Source organism: Compostibacillus humi, assembly GCF_014637175.1.
Classification (GTDB): Bacteria; Bacillota; Bacilli; order Bacillales; family Amphibacillaceae; genus Oceanobacillus; species Oceanobacillus humi.
The window spans coordinates 39371-58178 of sequence record NZ_BMEV01000013.1 but is presented as its reverse complement, the minus strand read 5'-3'; the positions used below and the strand labels follow the sequence as shown (position 1 = coordinate 58178).

Sequence of the window (18808 nt, the reverse complement as noted above, 5' to 3'; positions counted from 1 at the left end):
AATAACAGGCCACCAAGCGATGGTAATCGCGCGGTAGCCTAAGTAAGCGTACAAAAATAGAGTGCCGGAAATACTGGTGTGAGAAGGTTACCGAGAAAAGCTTGACACAAACTATGGAAAATTATACGTTTACATTTAATTTAAGTTATGCTATGATTACCTAGGACAACATGATGTATCGATGAAGTATACATGTGTTGACAGGTATCCGTAATCATGATACGATTAAAAAGTTAATAGGAAATGATCTATATGTAAGACAAGTAGAAGCACCCGCTTCTCACCAGATTGACGCCTTGGTGCAGTTGACTGGTTCCAATTATGCTTTGATGTAATGGAGATGTGTGGGTGCAATGTGTGCCGACACTTTTTTTAATGAGAAAACTGAACACTTGTCACATAGATCAGGTCGGACAAATTAATCGGAGGTGGATGGCCATTAGCAAAGAAATGAATGTGAATGAAAAAATTCGGGCCCGGGAGGTACGTCTCATCGACTCCAACGGAGAACAGCTTGGGGTTAAATCACGGCAGGAAGCATTGGAAATTGCCCAAAAAAGAAATCTTGATTTAGTTTTGGTTGCCCCAAATGCAAAGCCCCCTGTCTGCCGAATTATGGATTACGGGAAATACCGCTATGAGCAGCAAAAGAAAGAGAAGGAAGCCCGTAAAAAACAGAAGGTCATTAATATTAAAGAAGTCCGTTTCACACCAGGAATTGGGGATCATGACTTTGAAACGAAATTGAAAAATGCGAGGAAATTCCTTGAAAAAGGCGATAAACTGAAAGCATCGGTTCGTTTTAGAGGTCGTGCCATTACCCATAAAGAACTTGGTCAGGACGTGCTTAATCGGTTGGCGGAAGAATTAAAGGATATTGCGGTTGTCGAGACGAAGCCGAAAATGGAAGGCCGCAATATGTTTATGATGCTCGCCCCAATTAATGACAAAAAGTAATAGGAGGAAATAATTATGCCAAAAATGAAAACTCATAAAGGTTCTGCAAAGCGTTTCAGAAGAACTGGTACTGGAAAATTAAAGAGAGCTCATGCTTATACAAGCCATATGTTTGCTCATAAATCCCAAAAGCAAAAACGCAAACTTCGCAAAGGCGCATTAGTGTCTTCCGGAGATTTCAAACGCATCAAATCGATGCTTCCTAAGTAAGAAAAAAATACATGGAAACAGATCGTAAACGTAATTAGGAGGGAATTATTATGCCACGAGTTAAAGGTGGAACAGTAACACGCAGACGTCGTAAGCGCGTCCTTAAATTAGCTAAAGGATATTACGGTTCGAAACGAACTTTATTTAAAACAGCAAAACAGCAAGTGATTAAGTCCGGTCAGTATGCCTACCGTGACCGCCGTCAAAGAAAACGTGACTTCCGCAAACTTTGGATTGCCCGTATTAATGCGGCTGCACGTTTAAACGACATTTCTTACAGCAAGCTAATGCACGGCTTGAAGCTGGCAGGCATTGACATTAACCGGAAAATGCTGTCTGACCTTGCAGTAAATGACGAAAAAGCATTTGCTCAATTAGTGGAAAAAGCAAAAGAAGCGTTAAAATAAACAGGAAAGGGTGAAATCGAATTCGATTTCACCTTTTTCTTCTTACAGGAGAGATTGGAATGGAATCTATCTTTGTCTATTTACTTGGAGTGAACGGAATCGTTTTCTTTCTTATGTATATTGATAAGCAAAAGGCAATCAACGGCCAATTTCGCATTCCGGAACGCACCTTTTGGCTGCTTGCCCTCCTTGGCGGAGCTGTCGGCGCATATATCGGGATGAACGTCTTTCGCCATAAAACGAAGCATCCATCTTTTCGCATCGGGATGCCTGTTCTAATCATTCTGCAATTGGTCCTTTTCTTATTTTTGTCATAATAGCTCGTCTCATGTCATATAGATGTTAAAGCGGTAGCATAAAAGGAAGGAGGGGACGCATGGAATTTCTCGAACAGTACATCATGACGGTCATCGAATGGGGAGGAATTCTTGCACCGCTATTATTTATTTGTTTTCATCTCATCCGCCCTTTGCTTTTTCTGCCTGTCGTCTTCATTTGTATTTCTGGCGGTGTGTTGTTTGGACCGATTCTCGGAACGATATATTCCATCATCGGAATAACGCTGTCGAGCATCATCTTTTACCGTTTAATTCATATCATGCCGAGGCAGCTGCAGCGGTTCCTGAAATTAAAGCAAAAATGTTTAGGCAAATATACCGAGCTTAGTGCAGCCCAGATTGCCATGTTGCGGCTGATTCCCTTTATCCACTTTCACCTGCTGTCCCTTTGTCTCGTCGAAATTACAAGCAACATGAAGGACTACACGAAACTTTCATTTCTTTCAAATATTCCCCTCGCATTAATCTATACATCCATCGGCGGCTGGATTTCCAATTTATCTCCCGTTTCCGTTACCGGCATGCTACTCATCATCCTTATTATGATTTACCTGTTGCGCAGGAAGGAAATAAGGATTAAGTGGGAAGATTTTTTCCAAATGAGTACGTAAATCAGAAAAGCGAAAGGTGTTTCAAAGCATTTATACTTGAAACACCTTTCGTTTTATTCTTCAATATGCGTTAAAAGCAATTGATTAATCGGATGATTCCATTTGATTTTTGCATGGGGATAGCGAATCAAAATTTCCCGTTCAAGGAAATAAAGATCTTCCCGGGTCAATCCGGCCAATTCCATCGGGTTGCGAACAGAAATATGAATATCTACTACTTCAAAGGCTTGTTCCGTCGTTCCTACATATTTCTCCCCGTCAAATAGACAGCCTTTATAAACGAAGTGCAAATTCTTTTTGCTGTTGTCCGGCTCGTCTAAAAAGTAAAATCCGTTCGTTTCTTTCGCTATTTTTAAACGCCGCTCCGGATTCCGCAAATAGGAAATAAGGGTGTAAAAGAGGAGAACTATGGCGATTATAATCAGTATGCGAAATAATATGATAATCATATTTATCGTCTCCCTGTCTATTATTACTAACCATACGAATGAAAACAATGTATGGTTTCACTATTTTTTAAAAAACATGCTACAATTTATATAAATTAAGAAAACAACAGGAAAAGAGGAGTTAAATCGTGGACTGGAACGAGCTATTTCAGATGCAGAAAGAACTGGACAGGCATATTGAAGAAAAACACGGCTTAAAAAGCAGGGATTTATTTGAAGAAAAGTATTTAGCTTTGCTTGTCGAACTTGGCGAATTGGCGAATGAAACCCGCTGTTTCAAGTTTTGGAGCAAGAAAGAGAGAAGCAGTCAGCCGGTCATCTTAGAAGAATATGTCGACGGCATCCATTTTCTCCTTTCGCTGGGTCTGGAAAAAAATTTCCGCTTCCAAGGAATGAAAGATAATGAAGGGAAAGAGCCAATCACGGAAACGGAGCAATTTAATAAAGTATTTGCCTTATGTCAGAAGTTTAAAGAAAATCCTGCTCCTGACACGTATGAAGCATTATTTTCCTCCTACCTCCTATTAGGGGAGTTATTGGGCTTTCAAGAAAGCGATGTAAGAGAGGCGTATAAAAAGAAGAATGAAGTGAACTATGAAAGGCAAAATAAAGGATATTAATGGAAAATAACGATATAATGAAAAAGAGAGAAAAGGAGGCATACATATGAAACTGGATGAAACATTGACGATGCTGAAAGATTTGACCGATGCTAGAGGGATTCCCGGTAATGAAAAGGAAGTGCGGGAAGTATTTGAACGATATATTTCTCCATATGCCGATGAAGTGATGAACGATAATTTAGGCAGTTCCATCGCGAAAAAAGTCGGAGATGAGAACGGTCCAAAAATTATGATTGCAGGGCACCTGGATGAAGTCGGGTTTATGGTTACCCGCATAGATGATAAAGGATTTGTCTATTTCCAAACGGTCGGCGGCTGGTGGAATCAGGTTATGCTCGCCCAGCGGGTAACGATTGTCACTGCCAAAGGAGATGTAACCGGAGTGATCGGCTCGAAGCCTCCCCATGTTTTATCTCCAGAGGCGCGGAAGAAACCGTACGATATAAAAGATATGTTTATTGACATCGGTGCCTCCAGCAAAGAGGAAGCGGAAGAGTTCGGGGTAAAACCGGGAGATATGATTGTGCCGTATTTTGAATTTACTCCAATGAAGAATGAAAAAATGCTGCTAGCCAAAGCTTGGGATAACCGGATAGGACTTGCCATTGCGATTGAGGTACTAAAACAGTTAAAGGATACGGACCATCCTAATATCGTTTATAGTGTCGGGGATGTCCAAGAAGAGGTAGGATTGCGCGGAGCTAAAACGGCAGCGCATAAAATACAGCCGGATATCGGTTTTGCCGTCGACGTTGGAATCGCTGGCGACACGCCAGGAATTAAATCCCATGAAGCAGACAGCAAACTCGGCAAAGGGCCGCAAATCATTCTTTATGATGCTTCGATGGTTTCCCATAAAGGCTTAAGAGATTTAGTCGTGGAAACAGCAGAAGAAAATAACATCCCGTTCCAATATGCTTCCATTGCCGGAGGAGGAACAGATTCCGGGTCAATCCATGTAACAGGAAATGGGGTTCCTTCCTTGTCCATTACCGTGGCAACCCGCTACATTCATTCCCATGCAGGCATCCTGCACCGGGATGACTTCGAAAATGCGGTAAAACTTCTTGTTGCTGTTATCAAAAAATTGGATAGAGAAAAGGTGCAGCAATTGATCTTAGCATAAGAAAGAGGGATTCCAGCAATTTTTGGAATCCCTCTTTTTTCTTGCCGTTATGCCATGTAGGATTGGATTACTTTATGAACATATTGTTGAGTCTCTTTAAACGGCGGTATTCCTTGATATTTGTCCACATTGCCCGGTCCGGCGTTGTATGCTGCCAAAGCCAGTGTAATGTTACCGTTATAACGGTCCAGCAATTGGCGCAAATATTTCGTGCCGCCCTCGATATTTTGTGCCGGGTCTAAAGGATTTTCCACGCCCAGGCTTTTTGCCGTTTTCGGCATCAGTTGCATCAGACCTAATGCTCCGGCAGAACTTCTTGCCGCTGCCCGATAATTGGATTCCGCCTGAATCACCGCGTGAATCAGCTTTTCATCCACTCCGTACTTTGCGCTGGCAGATTTTATGTAAGCATCATATGCCGAATTGGCCGGCAACAGCGGGGCAGACGGTTGCATACGGTAGGAAGGAAATATTCCTGCGTCATAAGCGCTGCTCTTATTATAGTTGTTGTTCGTTAACATCATCGCCCGGTTAATTTTTTCCTGCAATAGGAGCCGGAAAGTATCATCCTGAACCGAACCTGAACTTGCCGGTTTTCCTGATGCAAGTATAGACATAGCCTGAAATTGGATCATTTGCTGCAAATCACGAATTTCCATGTTCGTCCACCTTCTTCTGTCATTACCTTTATTGTAGCCTCACTTTTGCTAGGAATCAATCGGGAATTGCTAGAAATGGAATGGGAGATTCGTGAAAAATATTTTTATAGAAAGGGTCTTTGCCGATACATAAGACTCTATCGCATAGGGATCTTAATTCATCCATATCATGGGAAGTATAAATAATCATTTTGCCTTGGGAAGCCAACTGCTTTAAGTAGCGGCCGATTTCCGTACGGGACTTTAAATCAATTCCTGCAGTCGGTTCGTCCAATAGCAGCAAATGCGGATCATGGATTAGGCTAATCGCAATATTCAGTTTCCGCTTCATTCCCCCGGATAACGATTTTACCGGCTCGTCCCATTTTTCCAGCTGCATTTGCAGACATAACTCTTTCAGTTCCGCCATGTCTTTTTTTACCCAAGAGAGCTGCGCAAAAAACTGCATATTTTCTTTAACGGATAACTGTTCCCAAATGGCCAAATCTTGGGGCACAAAGCCAATTTGCCGGCGCAGCTCCTTTTTATCCGTTTGGTAACATTGATGATTAAGGGTAATCGTACCAGCATCGGCTTTTTGCACCATTGCTAAAATAGACAGCAAAGTAGATTTTCCCGCTCCATTTTCCCCGACAAGACCGACAATTTCCCCGGGATGGACGTTAAAGGATAGATTGTCAAAAATCATATTTTTTCCGTAAGATTTGGATAGTTTTTCCACGATAAGCATCATCTGTACATCCTTTCCTTTTCAATTAAAGCAGCACAAGTTGTGAAAGTGTTAAAAATATTTTTGCTTCCGTTGCGTAACGAGGAACAGGCCAAGGAACAAAATAACGAGCGGATGGAAATATTTTTCTTGCACTAGAGGGTAAACAGGGTGGACGAGCGAAATGACAGGATATGCTGATACGATTCCATCCGTTGGGATAATGACTCCGCTCGTAATGAGATAGACGCCGCTAATTAAAAGAACAGTCCAGTAATAAACATAGACAGAGCGATAGACGGCAGAAAGAATACTGGCAGCAAGACTAAGGGTAATCGTATACATCACCATACTCCATAGGAGAGAAAAAGTGATTTTTTCTTCATATAACATATGGAACATTGCTGCGGATAACAGACAAATGGAGACGAACATGAAAGTATAAACAGCAGTATGGAAGAAAACATATTGCTGGTAAGAGTATTTCATCATTGCATAACGGGAGAGAATCGCTGTTTTTTTCTCTTTAATTTGCCAGTCAAAGAGAAAGAAAATGCTGATGAACATGAAATAGCCCCATATTTCCCATAAGTTTCTGTTTCGCTCCTCATTTGTTGCATTCCCGGCAATTGAATTTAAATGGAACGTAGTCTCCAGCAACTGCTGCTCTGTCTGGATATCGCTAATTTTTTCTGTAACTTCTTCCCATGTCCATTTTCCGCCAGCCATTTGGTCGACAGTATAATATGTTTTTGCCTGGGCAGTTAAAGTTTGTACATAGGAAACAAGCATTTCTTTAATAGGTGTATAGGCAAAAGATCCATGATTGGAATATCCGGTAATAAGGCGGTTTCTTGCTCCGCTTTTAATCTTTTCGGCAAATCCGCTGTCAATGACAAATACGCTGTCCAATTCATGGCGCTCTAATTTTATGAGCGCTTCCTTTTCGGAAAGATTGAAAAGCCGAATATACGGCAAATCCGCTGCGGCTTCATAGAGCGAATCAGCCATAGGGGAGTCTTCTTTTTTTACGATGGCAATCGGCACCTTGCTGTCTTCCTGAATATTGGTGAAGAGCGTCATGGTGATAATCGTTGCAACGACGGGAAGGAAAAGAAATAAACTATTTGCCAGCCAATGTTTTTTCCAAAGGATCCATCGGGATTTAATTATTGATATCAAGATTGCAACCGCTCCTTCCACGAGGAAATGCCAAAAAGGATGATGTTGCCGCCGATTGTCATGCAAAGAAGGCAGAGAAAAGAAACAAATTTTCGTCCATAGAACACGATTTCCCTTACCCAATAAAATGCTTCATAAGAAAAGGAATAGGATGCCAATTCTTGCAGCCATATAGGAAAATAGATTGCCGGTATAATTGCCCCGCTAAAAAGAGAAATAACGACAAACGTGATTAACTGCAGGAACAGCTGTACCTTTTCCTGCGAAAACACGATTTCGATTATACATATACAGCAAAGGAAAAGCAGGCCGTGGAGGAAATAAATGACAAATATTTTCAGAAAATCTATCATTCCAAGCTCAAAGTCCAATAACAAATGGAGCGGTATAAATAATATTCCTGTCCAACTAATTGCAATGAAGAGGGACCAGATCATTCGCGACAATAAAAAGCTTAATTTTGTTACCCCATACAATCTCATTCTTTGGACTAACGGTTCATCTATTTCCCGGTATAGGTATAAGTAAACAAGCCAAAGCCAGCTCGTATAAATAATAAACAGTCCTCCAATGGAGAAATAGTTCATAGGAGAAGAAGTGGCTTCATTATTGGCAGTTTTTTCATGGATTACTTGTCCCGAACTTAATGTATAGAACACAAAATCTGTAAATTGCTGGAAGAGAAGATCTTGTAATTTTTCTTCATTTTTTCCCAATTCCGATGCGAAGTGATGGATGGTTAATATATTCGCCTGGGAGGAGCGAATATGTCTTGCGATGCTTTCTACTATTTCATAGATTAAGTGACTTTCCATTTGCTTATTCGGGTTGCCGATAACAGGCAAAACGGCAGATTTTCCTTCGTATAAATTGGCGGTAAAGTCTTTAGGCAGGATAATATAGGCGCTGATCTCACCTTGTTCCATCAGCTGTTCCGCTTCACTTTCCGACATTTCTTTAATACGGAACAAGCTGTTCATTTCTTCCGACTGTGCAAAAAGCCGGACGATGCCCTCGGTTTCCGGTGTATCGTCATGGTCAATTAATCCGACGGTGATCCTATTCTTTTCCTGCGGATGAATCAAGAAGGCAATCAGTATGGCAGAGAGAAGCGTAAACAGAACCGGAAACAGGAAAAGAAGAGGAAGGCTTCGCCATTTCCTCTTAATGTTTTTCCCGTCCAATTGTAAAAATAAGAGCAGCTGTTTTCCCATATGTCTTGTCCTTCCATTATTATTTTTCTCTGTTAAAAGGAACTGCCGGTTAAATGATTAAAAATCCATTGCTGAAATTTTGCCATAAAGTCCTTTTCCCAAAATTCTTTCCGTTCTTCCGGCTCCATGTTTCCGATATCAATAGTATTCGGAAAAGAGGGAATGACGACTTCGGAAATTTCCTTTGCCTTTTGATCCACCGTTATCCCAAACCATTGCTGCTCCGTTTTGTTATCCTTCATCGCAATCGTATATTCTCCTTCCATCCGATCCGCATCATAATGAGCTGTACCTTCCCAGGAAAGAGTTTGGCTCGTATTGCCATCTTCTATTGTAAAATTGCGTACAAATTCCTTTTCTCCGTCTGTGCTTTTTTCTTCCCCTTGATAAGCAAGCAAATACGGTCCAAACTGCATTTGCATGTCGTCTTCAGCTTTCCCCTCTTTCCAGGATAAGCTGCCGTTTAGCTCGATCGTTCCAACGGAATAGGCATCGCCAAAGTCGAATACGTAGTCCATCGTTTGTTCTTCCTTCGTCCAGTTTTGCGTTCCTTCCAGCGTTAAATAAAGATATTGTTTCGTTTCCGGAGCATATTCAAATTGAAGCTTTCTTTTGACAATGAGATTGTCTTTCGTCCAAATGGTGGAAGTAAATCCTTCCGGCATCTTCCAATTTGGCAGCATTTGAAGCCATTCTTCCAGCACTGTGTCCATATCTGTCTTTTTGCCGTCAGCTGCATAAAGGGAAGAAAATTGTTTTTCAGCCCATTGTTTAAATGCTTCGTCTTCCTTCATTTGCTGCAGCAGATAGGTGAAAACATCGATGACTTGCTTCTCCGTTAACCGAAGCTCAATTTTTTCTGTGTTTATCGAATTTCCATTCATATCAATCGTTTCATCGGTTAAAGTGAATGCTTCCTCCGGCAATTTTTCGTATAACAACGTTCCATATTTATGGAGGTATTGTGTTCCTTCGAGCGCATTTTTTCCAAATAAATCGCCAAATTCAAACGTTTCCTCCCCGGTAAAGATGAGGGGATCCAGCTGGTGCAAAACGGTTCCTGTATCTTCATATTGAAGCTGCACGGTTTCATCCATAAACGGGAAGTTCATATTCATCATTTCTTCATTTAAATACAGCTGAAAACCTTCCACCTTCATTCCTGCGACATTCAATTGCAAATCCGCCGCCATTTTTTCCTGCTCCAAATCGGTTTGGGCTGTTATCGTCAATGCAGAATGGCTTAATAGTTGTGCAGGATTGAAGCTTGCATTTGGCTCAGTTGTTAGGGGAAGGGAGAAATCTGCTCCTACCATTATCGTTTGCTCCGTCGGTTTTGTTTGCTGCATTTCATTCCAGTGGATTTCTTCTTTATAGCGGTCGGATAAAGCTTCATTCAATATGTTGAACGTTTCTTTTTCCGCTAAAAAATATGCCTCTTTAGGGGAATTCGAAGTTAATACAAGAGCTGCCACTCCGCCTCCGATTACAAATACAAACAGCAACAGGATGGTTAGCACCCGATTTTTTATGTTGCTTTTATGGCGGAAAGAATATGTCATGTTTGTCCTCCTCTCAACGGTACACAATGCATGTCCTTCATACTGATACATGTATATTATGAAAGGAGATAAAAGATTCACGGATTCTTTTTGAGGCAGCAAAAAACGCAAGCATGGCTTGTCATGCTTGCGTTCCGATAAAACAGTCCATTATTTTATGAATTTGTAGCCTCTTTTACCCCTTGTTCCAGCGCTTCGACCATTTCTTCCCTTTCCTGTTCATTCGACTGATTCCAAATTAATTCAAATAATACGCCAAGACCCGGGAGCATCTTTTCTTCTCCTGCCTCGATTGCATCGACGATAGTTGCCCGCAGCTGCTCCTGGTCATTTGTTTGCAAATTGTGCAAAATTGCTTTTCGAATATTTAAATCCAATTGTCCAGCTCCTTTCGAAAAAATCACATTTCATAAACTATCGATAGTTTGACCAATTTATGTGAAAATATGTATGATAAGAAAAGAAATGAAACGAAGGATGGACAAAATGATTACTTCGACGAAAAATGAAAAAGTAAAATATTGGAAAAAATTGCAAACGAAAAAAGGCAGAATGAAAGAAGGGAAATTTTTTATCGAAGGTTACCACTTAGTGGAAGAGGTGGTAAGCAGTGATTGGAACGTAGAAGAGCTGATTTTTGCTGAAGGCACGCCAATTCCTGACTGGGGCAAGAGTTTACCGATTCAGCACGTTCATGGAGCGGTATTCAATCATCTTTCCCAGACGAAAACGCCTCAAGGAATTGCAGCAGTCGTACATATCCGGGAGGAGCCGGAGATTGTTGGAGCCCCGCTATTGTTAATTGATGCGATTCAAGACCCGGGAAATTTAGGGACGATTATCCGTACGGCAGATGCAGCCGGTTTTTCCGGCATTATTCTCGGCAAGGGAACGGTGGATGTTTTCAACGATAAAGTCATTCGTTCGACCCAAGGCTCTCTTTTTCATATTCCGATAATGCAAGGAGATTTGGAGGAAGCCATTCCGAAGTTAAAAGCGGAAGGTTACTCCGTTTGGGCCAGCGCATTGGAAGGGGCGGAAATTTACAATACCGTCTCTCCTGATGGGAAACTCGCCCTTATTTTAGGCAATGAAGGAAGCGGAATACAAAAGCCGCTTCTAAAGCTTGCAGACAAAATTGTGAAAATCCCGATCTATGGCAAGGCGGAATCGCTCAATGTCAGCATTGCCGCAGGAATTTTAATGTATTACATGAAAGGATAGTTGCAACTTTATTTTAAATTCAATATAATGTATTCTAAATGGAAAATATAGCAAAAGCGAAGAACGAGCCGGATAGTATGAATCATTCGGTTAAGGGAGAAAATGTCATAGACTGGGAGCATTTTCACCGAATCCATACTGTCATTTCACTCGGGAGCTGGCACTTGGACCTTAAGAAAATGGATTGTCCAGTTCTTAAGTAAAGGTGTACCGGAAACATTTCCGTTATCTGAATGAAGTTGGGCATGTTTTGCCAACAAGGGTGGTATCGCGATGAAACCTCGTCCCTTATATTGGGATGGGGTTTTTTATTTTAGCTGAAGGAGGAAGTAAAGTTGAAGGAGCAATTGGAACAAATTCAAAAGGAAGCGTTGGAGAAAATTGCCGCTGCGGAAACGATGAATGAATTACAGGAAATCCGCATTGCTTATTTAGGAAAAAAAGGTTCCCTGACGGCTGTATTAAAAGGAATGGGAAAATTATCGAAAGAAGAGCGGCCGATTGTCGGGGAAGCGGCAAATAACGTCAGACAATCGATAACCGCTTCATTGGAAGAGAAAACCGCACAATTGGAAGAAAAAATGATGGAAAAGCAATTGGAAGAAGAATCCATCGATGTGACCCTTCCGGGAAGACCTGTACGAGTTGGGGGTCCTCACCTGTTAACGAGCATTGTAGAAGAAATTGAAGACCTGTTTATCGGCATGGGGTATGAAGTGAAAGAGGGACCGGAAGTCGAAACAGATTATTTTAATTTTGAAGCATTGAATTTGCCGAAAAATCATCCGGCTCGGGACATGCAAGATTCCTTTTATATCACGAATGAAATTTTGCTGAGAACCCATACATCCCCGATGCAAGCGAGGACGATGCTGGAATATAAAGGGGTTAAACCGGTGAAAATGATTTGTCCTGGGAAAGTGTATCGCCGGGATACGGATGATGCAACCCATTCCCACCAGTTTACCCAAATCGAAGGACTGTACGTCGACAAAAATGTGCGAATGAGCGATTTGAAGGGTACGTTAAGTATTTTCGCCAAAAAAATGTTTGGCGAAGACCGGGAAATCCGTCTCCGTCCAAGTTACTTCCCGTTTACCGAGCCTTCCGTGGAAATGGATATTTCCTGTAAAGTATGCCACGGCAAAGGCTGTAACGTATGTAAAGGCACCGGGTGGATTGAAATATTAGGCGCAGGAATGGTTCATCCGAAAGTGTTATCCATGGCCGGATATGATCCGGAAGTGTATTCCGGCTTTGCATTTGGAATGGGGCCGGAACGGATTGCCATGCTGAAATACGGAATTGATGATATTCGCCGTTTTTACACGAACGACATTCGCTTTTTAAAACAATTTCACCATGCGTAAAGGAGTGGGAATCGTATGCTAGTATCGATGAATTGGTTGAGGAAATATGTCGATTTAGGGGATATTACGCCAGAGGAACTGGCAGAAAAAATAACGAAATCGGGAATTGAAGTAGAAGGAATCGAATATGTAGCCGGGAAACCAGAGAACGTTGTTGTCGGTTATGTAGCATCCTGTGAACAGCATCCGAATGCGGATAAACTAAAACTTTGCCAGGTGGACGTCGGTGACGAAACGCTGCAAATTATTTGCGGCGCTCCGAATGTTGCCAAAGGACAAAAAGTGGCCGTTGCCAAGCCGGGGGCTGTCCTTCCAGGCGGCATGAAAATTAAAAAAGTAAAACTGCGGGGAGTGGAATCGAATGGTATGATCTGTTCCTTGCAGGAATTAGGATTCGACGAAAAGTTTATCCCGCAAGATGCGGCAAAAGGAATATTTATCTTTCCAGAAGATACCCCGGTTGGGGAAAGCGTTATTCCGTTATTAAATATGGATGATGCCATATTGGAACTGGATGTTCTGGCGAACCGCAGCGATGCGCTAAGCATGCTTGGTGTCGCCTACGAAGTTGCAGCAATTTTAAATAAGGAAGTGACGCTGCCAGACGAATCCGTCGCTTTTGCGGAAGAAAAAGCGACAGATTATATTTCTGTCAACGTGGACGCTCACGATCTGAATCCATACTATGCCGCATTTATGATTAAAGACGTGGAAATAAAGCCGTCGCCATTATGGATGCAAAATTACTTAATGGCAGCAGGAGTAAGGCCGATTAACAATGTTGTCGACATAACCAACTTTGTTTTAATGGAATATGGTCAGCCTCTCCATGCTTTTGACTATGACCGTTTTGGATCAAAAGAAATTCTAGTCCGCCGTGCCCGTGACGGGGAAACGATGGTAACGCTGGATGATCAGGAAAGAAAGTTAACCGAAGAACAGCTTGTCATTACAAATGGCGCCGAGCCGACAGCTTTAGCAGGGGTTATGGGCGGCGCCAACTCGGAAGTGCACGATGGAACGAAAAATGTGCTCTTGGAAGCAGCTTATTTTGACGGGGCTTCGGTACGGAATACGGTAAAAATGACCGGACTCCGCAGCGAATCGAGCACACGGTTTGAAAAGGGTGTGGATCCGAACCGGGTGAAAAATGCAGGTCTTCGGGCATGTCATCTCCTGGCGAAATATGCAGGAGGAACGGTACTCGCCAATGCAGCTGAGTTTGATCAGCTGGATCGTTCGGAAAAGACAGTAACAGTAGCAACGGAGGCCGTGAATGAACGGTTAGGCACAAATATTAGCGACGAAGAGATCGGAGAAATTTTACAACGGCTTCGTTTTCCATATACGAAAGACGGTTCCGTCTTTACGGTTCAAGTGCCGACCCGCCGCCGGGATATTGAAATTTTTGAAGATATGCTGGAAGAAATTGCCCGGATGTACGGTTATGATAAATTGCCGTATACGCTTCCTGCAGGTTCTTCCCAGGCAGGAGGATTAACAGATGAGCAGCAATTAAAACGCAAAATCAATCAATTTTTGCAAGGCATTGGCTTGATGGAAACCCGCACTTATTCGCTGACGAATGATGACCGGATTCATCTATTGCTGAGCCCGGAAGTAAAAGAACAAAATCCGGTCCCAGTACAGCTGCATATGCCGATGAGTGAGGATCATAAATATTTGCGTTTAAGCTTGCTGCCGGAAATTCTGGCGTCCGTGTCCTACAATTTGGCGAGAAACCAGCAAGATATTGCCTATTATGAAATCGGGTCTGTCTTTATTTCTGATGAAGAGAAATTAACAAAACAGCCGAAAGAACAATTGCGTCTGGCTGGAGCAATAACCGGAAAATGGGTTGATCAGCCTTGGCAGCAAGAAGTGAAGAAAGTTGATTTTTATGTTGTGAAAGGGATAGTCGAAGGGTTAAGCGAACTGTTGCAAGTGCCCGTATCCTTCCATCAAGACAAAGTGGATGGGATGCATCCGGGCAGAACCGCCTTACTGAAAATCGGGGAAAAGCCTGTCGGGTTTATCGGACAAGTCCATCCATTGCTCGCGCGAAAGATGGACTTGAAGGAAACGTATGTATTTGACATTAATCTGGAAGAAGTTTTCACAGCTTACGCGAAGCAATTAGCCTACCATTCGATTCCGAAATATCCTTCCATTACAAGGGATATTGCCTTTATAATGGATAAGGAAGTGCAGGCTGGGGCGGTACTGAATTATATCGAAAGTGTCGGGGCGCCATTAGTGAAACAAGTGCGCATTTTCGACGTGTACGAAGGCGAAAATCTGCCGGAGGGCAAAAAGTCGGTCGCTTACAGCCTGTTATTCCAGGACCCGGAAAAAACGCTGAAAGATGACGAAGTGGAAGAACGTTATAAAGAAATCGTCGAAAAAGTCAACGGTCAATTTAACACCTATGTCCGATCCTGACGGAAAAAGGGCACTCCTTTTGGAGGCCCTTTTTTCATGGTCATGTTATAAATATTTGTTTGCTTTTTCCGTATTGGCAAAGTGGATTTTCCCGCAATAATGTAATGTTTCTTTTCCTTTGTTACGGATAATTTCGGCAATCGCCCGATCTACCTTTTCCGACGCGCCTTTCGGCAATGGAATCCCAACTTCTTTCGATAAACGTTCCATCTCTTCCACAAACTTCGCTCTTGCGATAATCGAACTGGCTGCAACGGCAAGGGAGTAACTTTCTGCTTTCGTAACAAAGTAAGTATGCTCCAGTAACCGCTCGCCTTCAGAATGAATATACCTCTCAAATACTTGCGGCGTGCAAAATTGGTCGATGACGATGCCGTCATAGCGTTGGTTCCCGATTTTTTTCTTTAATTTTTTTATCGCATGGTGGTGAAGCATCGCTTTCATTTTCCCTTGGGACCATCCTTGGCGCTGCAGGCGGTTATATTTTTCATTCGGCAAAACGAGCAGGGAGTAAGGAATTTCTTCTTCCATCAGTTTTAGCGCCAATTGGGAAATTTTATCGTCGGACAATGTTTTCGAATCTTTAATCCCAATTTCTTGCAGCAAGTTAATGTTCGCTTCATTCATATATACCGCGCTCACTGTAATCGGCCCGAAGTAGTCCCCGGTTCCTGCTTCATCAGAGCCTATATGGGAGCTTAAATATAAGCTGTTTTTCGGAGTAAAGGGGGACGGCTCGTTCCGTTCATGTTTTTCCGTCGTTTTACTTTCTCCTTGGGGCCACTTCTCTATTTCTGCTTCCGGATGTCTGCCTTGAAAAAGCACCTTGCCGGACTTATAGGCCGTGATGACCGCATCGGGTGTTTGCGCACTAAAAATCGCTCCTTGCGGCTTGCTGCGCAAACTATCCTGATAGTGCCGTTCCATTTTACGGATTGTCTCCAATGGAAACTGGCAAACAATTTGTCCCATATAAAACACACTTCCCTCAAAATTCGTTAAGACGACTATAGCAGATTATTATTTAAAAAGAAATATTTCTTTTTAAAATAACCACTTCATGGTAAGATAAATGATAGAATTTTTTAGCGGGGGGCTTTTTCCGTGAGTGAAGAGAAGAAACAGCGAGTAACCGTTGAAATACATAACCGAACATATACTATCGTTGGAGAAGAGCCGGCCAGCCATGTAAGACTTGTTGCCAGTCTTGTTGATCAGAAAATGAAAGAAATTCAGGATGCAAATAAACATCTGGATATGGCCAGCCTTGCTGTACTTACAGCTGTCAATACGATGAACGATTATTTAAAACTAAAAGAAGATTATGCCAGATTACTAGGTTCCGTAAAGAGAGAGGACAGATAAATGATTGATCTTTTCTTATTTTTCATCTTGTTATTTGGATTTTTAATCGGATTAAAACGGGGATTTATTTTGCAGCTGCTCCATTTAGTCGGGTTTATCATTGCTTTTATTGCCGCTGCTGCCTATTACGATGACGTTGCATCCCATATCGCTCTTTGGATTCCGTATCCAGAACTTGCTGACGACAGCGCTTGGGCCATATTTTTACAAGCGTTGCCATTGGAAAAAGCTTTCTATAACGGAATTAGCTTTGTCTTAATTTTCTTAGGGGTGAAGATTATACTGCAAATCGTTGCCTCCATGTTGGACATTGTTGCATCGATTCCCTTGCTGAAAACGGTCAATAAGCTGCTCGGTGCGGTTTTAGGCTTTTTAGAAGTGTATTTAATTATTTTTATTCTTGTTTACATATTCGCCCTTGTCCCGGTAGCAACGGTACAGGAGTATATTAATGATTCCAGCATTGCCCTCTTTATGCTGGAGAAAACACCATATTTTTCGGAGAAAATTTTACAGCTATGGTTTTAAGGCTGATTCAAGTTAGTAGTTATACGATTGTAAGTTTTGTACAATAGTATTAACTGCTTAAGAATCAGCCCTTTTTTTGATGATAGATGAAAGCAAGGTGAAGCAAATGGAAGTGAATAAGAAAGATGTTATTCGGCTGTTGGAGAAAATTGCTGTTTACTTAGAATTAAAAGGGGAAAATCCGTTTAAAATAGCAGCCTACCGCCGGGCGGCACAAGCTTTGGAGCGGGACGTCCGTTCTTTGCAGGAGATAGACGACTTTACTGGAATAAAGGGGATCGGCAAAGGAACAGGGGAAGTAATTACGGAATATGTCGAAAGCGGCCAATCCTCGCTGTTAAAGCAGCTGGAAGAGGAAATTCCTCCTGGATTAGTTTCCTTGCTCAATGTTCCTGGTTTAGGCGGTAAGAAACTGGCCAAGTTATATCAAGAATTACACGTTACCAATGCCCAAACATTAAAGGAAGCGTGTGAAAGCGGGAAGGTGGAACAGCTTCCTGGATTCGGCAAAAAAACAGCGGAAAAAATTTTGCAAGCTTTAAAGGAAGCGGGAAACCGGCCAGAACGGCTGCCGGTAGCCTCTGTCCTTCCTCTTGCAGAAAACCTGGAAAGTGCCCTTTCGCAAATGGAATATGTGGAACAGTATTCCCGGGCAGGCAGCTTGCGGAGAATGGAAGAGTTCGTAAAGGACCTCGATTTTCTTATTGCAACAAGCCGTCCGGAAAAGGTGAAGGAAGAACTTTTAAGTCTTCCGAACATAAAGGAAGTAATCGCCAAAGGAGATACAAAAGTATCGGTAACGATGGAAGACGTATACAATGTGAACGTCGATTTTCGGCTCGTGTCACCGGATGCCTTTGCAACTGCTTTGCACCACTTTACCGGATCAAAGGAGCATAACGTCCGCATGCGGCAATTGGCAAAGGAAAGAGGAGAAAAAATTAGCGAATACGGTGTTGAGGTGGAAGAAACAGGGGAAGTGCGCACCTTTTCGTCGGAAAAGGAGTTTTTCCGCCATTTTGGCTTGCATTTTATCCCTCCGGAAGTGCGGGTGGATAAAGGAGAAGTCGAAGCATTTAAGGAGGATATATCCTTAATCAGCGCAAAGGATATAAAAGGCGATTTGCATATGCATACGACGTGGAGTGACGGGGCTCAGTCGCTGGAAGAAATGGTGCTGAAGTGCCGGGATAAAGGATATCAATATATGGCGATTACCGATCACTCCAAGTTTTTGCGGGTTGCCGGGGGCTTAGATGAAACAAGGCTTCGGAAACAGCGGGAAGAAATAGCGTTGCTTAACGAAAAATATAAAGATATCCACATTTTTTCCGGCGTGGAAATGGACATTTTGCCCGACGGCCGGCTTGACTTTGCTGATGACTTTCTACAGGAACTGGATTTTGTTATTGCGTCGATTCATTCCGGTTTTCAACAATCGGAGGACCAAATTATGAAACGACTCTTTAACGCGATGGAAAATCCTTACGTTACAATCATTGCCCATCCGACCGGCAGGCTCATCGGCAGAAGAAACGGATATGCGGTGAATTTGGAAAAGGTGATTCAAAAAGCGAAGGAAACGAATACGGTATTGGAAATAAACGCAAATCCGAATCGGCTTGATTTAGCTGCAGACTGGGCAAAGCTCGCCCAAAGCGAAGGGGTTTTCCTGGCGATTAACACCGATGCCCATAGTTTTCATATGCTTAAACATATGGAATATGGCGTAAAGACGGCGAGAAAAGGCTGGATTAAGAAAGAGACGGTCATCAATACGTGGGATGCAGAAAAATTGCAACGTTTCTTTCAATCCGGCAAAAAATAATTAA

The 18808-nt window shown here is 42.4% G+C and carries 21 protein-coding genes and 1 other annotated feature; of the genes, 13 read left to right on the top strand and 8 right to left on the bottom strand.

Translation table 11 applies throughout. The annotated features are described in order from the left end of the window. Positions 1-255 precede the first annotated feature (255 nt). Positions 256-379, top strand: a sequence feature (ribosomal protein L20 leader region). 71 nt (positions 380-450) lie between these two features. From infC to IEV18_RS05185, 5 genes are read left to right on the top strand one after another with little or no spacing between them, the layout of a single operon-like run. Further along, on the top strand, positions 451-957 hold the full coding sequence (gene infC, locus IEV18_RS05205; protein ID WP_188391323.1) for a translation initiation factor IF-3: 507 nt from the start codon (positions 451-453) through the stop codon (positions 955-957). 15 nt (positions 958-972) lie between these two features. Further along, entirely contained in the window at positions 973-1167 is a 195-nt protein-coding gene (gene rpmI / locus IEV18_RS05200; protein ID WP_188391318.1) for a 50S ribosomal protein L35, read from the top strand. A gap of 50 nt (positions 1168-1217) precedes the next feature. Beyond that, on the top strand, positions 1218-1574 hold the full coding sequence (gene rplT, locus IEV18_RS05195) for a 50S ribosomal protein L20 (protein WP_188391317.1): 357 nt from the start codon (positions 1218-1220) through the stop codon (positions 1572-1574). A gap of 59 nt (positions 1575-1633) precedes the next feature. Then, positions 1634-1891 (top strand): DUF1294 domain-containing protein, encoded by a 258-nt coding sequence (locus IEV18_RS05190; protein ID WP_188391316.1) that lies wholly within the window; start codon positions 1634-1636, stop codon positions 1889-1891. A gap of 59 nt (positions 1892-1950) precedes the next feature. Further along, positions 1951-2523, top strand: coding sequence for a TVP38/TMEM64 family protein (locus IEV18_RS05185; RefSeq protein ID WP_188391315.1), 573 nt, complete (start codon positions 1951-1953; stop codon positions 2521-2523). 53 nt (positions 2524-2576) lie between these two features. Here IEV18_RS05185 and IEV18_RS05180 read toward each other — a convergent pair whose 3' ends face one another. Next, positions 2577-2972: a sigma-w pathway protein ysdB gene (locus IEV18_RS05180; protein ID WP_188391314.1), complete on the bottom strand. Its 396-nt coding sequence runs from the start codon at positions 2970-2972 to the stop codon at positions 2577-2579. Positions 2973-3100: 128 nt separating this feature from the next. Between IEV18_RS05180 and IEV18_RS05175 the strand changes: the two genes are divergently transcribed. Both IEV18_RS05175 and IEV18_RS05170 read left to right on the top strand, forming a co-directional pair. Continuing rightward, positions 3101-3592, top strand: a complete 492-nt coding sequence (locus IEV18_RS05175; protein WP_188391313.1) for a dUTP diphosphatase — start codon at positions 3101-3103, stop codon at positions 3590-3592. Positions 3593-3638: 46 nt separating this feature from the next. After that, positions 3639-4721 (top strand): M42 family metallopeptidase, encoded by a 1083-nt coding sequence (locus IEV18_RS05170; protein WP_188391312.1) that lies wholly within the window; start codon positions 3639-3641, stop codon positions 4719-4721. A 47-nt stretch (positions 4722-4768) separates the two neighbouring features. Here the strand turns inward: IEV18_RS05170 and IEV18_RS17515 are convergent, their stop codons facing one another. The 6 genes from IEV18_RS17515 to sspI form a co-directional block, all read right to left on the bottom strand. Continuing rightward, positions 4769-5380, bottom strand: coding sequence for a lytic transglycosylase domain-containing protein (locus IEV18_RS17515; protein WP_188391311.1), 612 nt, complete (start codon positions 5378-5380; stop codon positions 4769-4771). 55 nt (positions 5381-5435) lie between these two features. After that, a complete protein-coding gene (locus IEV18_RS05160) occupies positions 5436-6110 on the bottom strand; it encodes an ABC transporter ATP-binding protein (RefSeq protein WP_188391322.1) in 675 nt (224 codons plus the stop codon). Positions 6111-6161: 51 nt separating this feature from the next. Next, positions 6162-7271, bottom strand: coding sequence for an ABC transporter permease (locus IEV18_RS05155; protein ID WP_188391310.1), 1110 nt, complete (start codon positions 7269-7271; stop codon positions 6162-6164). Then, a complete protein-coding gene (locus IEV18_RS05150; protein ID WP_188391309.1) occupies positions 7268-8485 on the bottom strand; it encodes an ABC transporter permease in 1218 nt (405 codons plus the stop codon). The genes IEV18_RS05155 and IEV18_RS05150 overlap by 4 nt, the downstream gene beginning before the upstream one ends. 32 nt (positions 8486-8517) lie before the next feature. Further along, a complete protein-coding gene (locus IEV18_RS05145; protein ID WP_188391308.1) occupies positions 8518-10047 on the bottom strand; it encodes a DUF6583 family protein in 1530 nt (509 codons plus the stop codon). Positions 10048-10202: 155 nt separating this feature from the next. After that, positions 10203-10424 carry a small acid-soluble spore protein SspI gene (gene sspI, locus IEV18_RS05140; protein ID WP_188391307.1) on the bottom strand — a complete coding sequence of 74 codons (222 nt, stop codon included), beginning with the start codon at positions 10422-10424 and terminating at the stop codon, positions 10203-10205. A gap of 109 nt (positions 10425-10533) precedes the next feature. Here sspI and IEV18_RS05135 point away from each other — a divergent pair, with 109 nt between their 5' ends. The 3 genes from IEV18_RS05135 to pheT all read left to right on the top strand — a co-directional run bounded on the left by IEV18_RS05135 (position 10534) and on the right by pheT (position 15083). Beyond that, positions 10534-11271, top strand: coding sequence for a TrmH family RNA methyltransferase (locus IEV18_RS05135; protein ID WP_188391306.1), 738 nt, complete (start codon positions 10534-10536; stop codon positions 11269-11271). Between the two features lie 335 nt (positions 11272-11606). After that, complete coding sequence (pheS, locus tag IEV18_RS05130; RefSeq protein ID WP_188391305.1) at positions 11607-12641, top strand: phenylalanine--tRNA ligase subunit alpha; 1035 nt, start codon at positions 11607-11609, stop codon at positions 12639-12641. 15 nt (positions 12642-12656) lie between these two features. After that, the gene (gene pheT, locus IEV18_RS05125; RefSeq protein WP_188391304.1) at positions 12657-15083 is read left to right on the top strand and encodes a phenylalanine--tRNA ligase subunit beta; all 2427 of its coding nucleotides are present in this window, start codon (positions 12657-12659) and stop codon (positions 15081-15083) included. Positions 15084-15128: 45 nt separating this feature from the next. Here pheT and rnhC read toward each other — a convergent pair whose 3' ends face one another. Next, complete coding sequence (gene rnhC, locus IEV18_RS05120; protein ID WP_188391303.1) at positions 15129-16055, bottom strand: ribonuclease HIII; 927 nt, start codon at positions 16053-16055, stop codon at positions 15129-15131. A gap of 132 nt (positions 16056-16187) precedes the next feature. Here rnhC and zapA point away from each other — a divergent pair, with 132 nt between their 5' ends. From zapA to polX, 3 genes are all read left to right on the top strand, one after another. Next, positions 16188-16448 carry a cell division protein ZapA gene (gene zapA, locus IEV18_RS05115; RefSeq protein ID WP_188391302.1) on the top strand — a complete coding sequence of 87 codons (261 nt, stop codon included), beginning with the start codon at positions 16188-16190 and terminating at the stop codon, positions 16446-16448. Next, entirely contained in the window at positions 16449-16976 is a 528-nt protein-coding gene (locus tag IEV18_RS05110; RefSeq protein WP_188391301.1) for a CvpA family protein, read from the top strand. A 106-nt stretch (positions 16977-17082) separates the two neighbouring features. Continuing rightward, complete coding sequence (gene polX / locus IEV18_RS05105; protein ID WP_188391300.1) at positions 17083-18804, top strand: DNA polymerase/3'-5' exonuclease PolX; 1722 nt, start codon at positions 17083-17085, stop codon at positions 18802-18804. Positions 18805-18808: the final 4 nt, after the last annotated feature.

Bases quoted from the DNA above. Each gene is read 5' to 3' on its own strand.
- infC (WP_188391323.1), top strand. From the start codon at position 451: ATGAATGTGAATGAAAAAATTCGGGCCCGGGAGGTACGTCTCATCGAC.
- rpmI (WP_188391318.1), top strand. From the start codon at position 973: ATGCCAAAAATGAAAACTCATAAAGGTTCTGCAAAGCGTTTCAGAAGA.
- rplT (WP_188391317.1), top strand. From the start codon at position 1,218: ATGCCACGAGTTAAAGGTGGAACAGTAACACGCAGACGTCGTAAGCGC.
- IEV18_RS05190 (WP_188391316.1), top strand. From the start codon at position 1,634: ATGGAATCTATCTTTGTCTATTTACTTGGAGTGAACGGAATCGTTTTC.
- IEV18_RS05185 (WP_188391315.1), top strand. From the start codon at position 1,951: ATGGAATTTCTCGAACAGTACATCATGACGGTCATCGAATGGGGAGGA.
- IEV18_RS05180 (WP_188391314.1), bottom strand. From the start codon at position 2,972: ATGATTATCATATTATTTCGCATACTGATTATAATCGCCATAGTTCTC.
- IEV18_RS05170 (WP_188391312.1), top strand. From the start codon at position 3,639: ATGAAACTGGATGAAACATTGACGATGCTGAAAGATTTGACCGATGCT.
- IEV18_RS17515 (WP_188391311.1), bottom strand. From the start codon at position 5,380: ATGGAAATTCGTGATTTGCAGCAAATGATCCAATTTCAGGCTATGTCT.
- IEV18_RS05160 (WP_188391322.1), bottom strand. From the start codon at position 6,110: ATGCTTATCGTGGAAAAACTATCCAAATCTTACGGAAAAAATATGATT.
- IEV18_RS05150 (WP_188391309.1), bottom strand. From the start codon at position 8,485: ATGGGAAAACAGCTGCTCTTATTTTTACAATTGGACGGGAAAAACATT.
- IEV18_RS05145 (WP_188391308.1), bottom strand. From the start codon at position 10,047: ATGACATATTCTTTCCGCCATAAAAGCAACATAAAAAATCGGGTGCTA.
- IEV18_RS05135 (WP_188391306.1), top strand. From the start codon at position 10,534: ATGATTACTTCGACGAAAAATGAAAAAGTAAAATATTGGAAAAAATTG.
- pheT (WP_188391304.1), top strand. From the start codon at position 12,657: ATGCTAGTATCGATGAATTGGTTGAGGAAATATGTCGATTTAGGGGAT.
- rnhC (WP_188391303.1), bottom strand. From the start codon at position 16,055: ATGGGACAAATTGTTTGCCAGTTTCCATTGGAGACAATCCGTAAAATG.
- IEV18_RS05110 (WP_188391301.1), top strand. From the start codon at position 16,449: ATGATTGATCTTTTCTTATTTTTCATCTTGTTATTTGGATTTTTAATC.
- polX (WP_188391300.1), top strand. From the start codon at position 17,083: ATGGAAGTGAATAAGAAAGATGTTATTCGGCTGTTGGAGAAAATTGCT.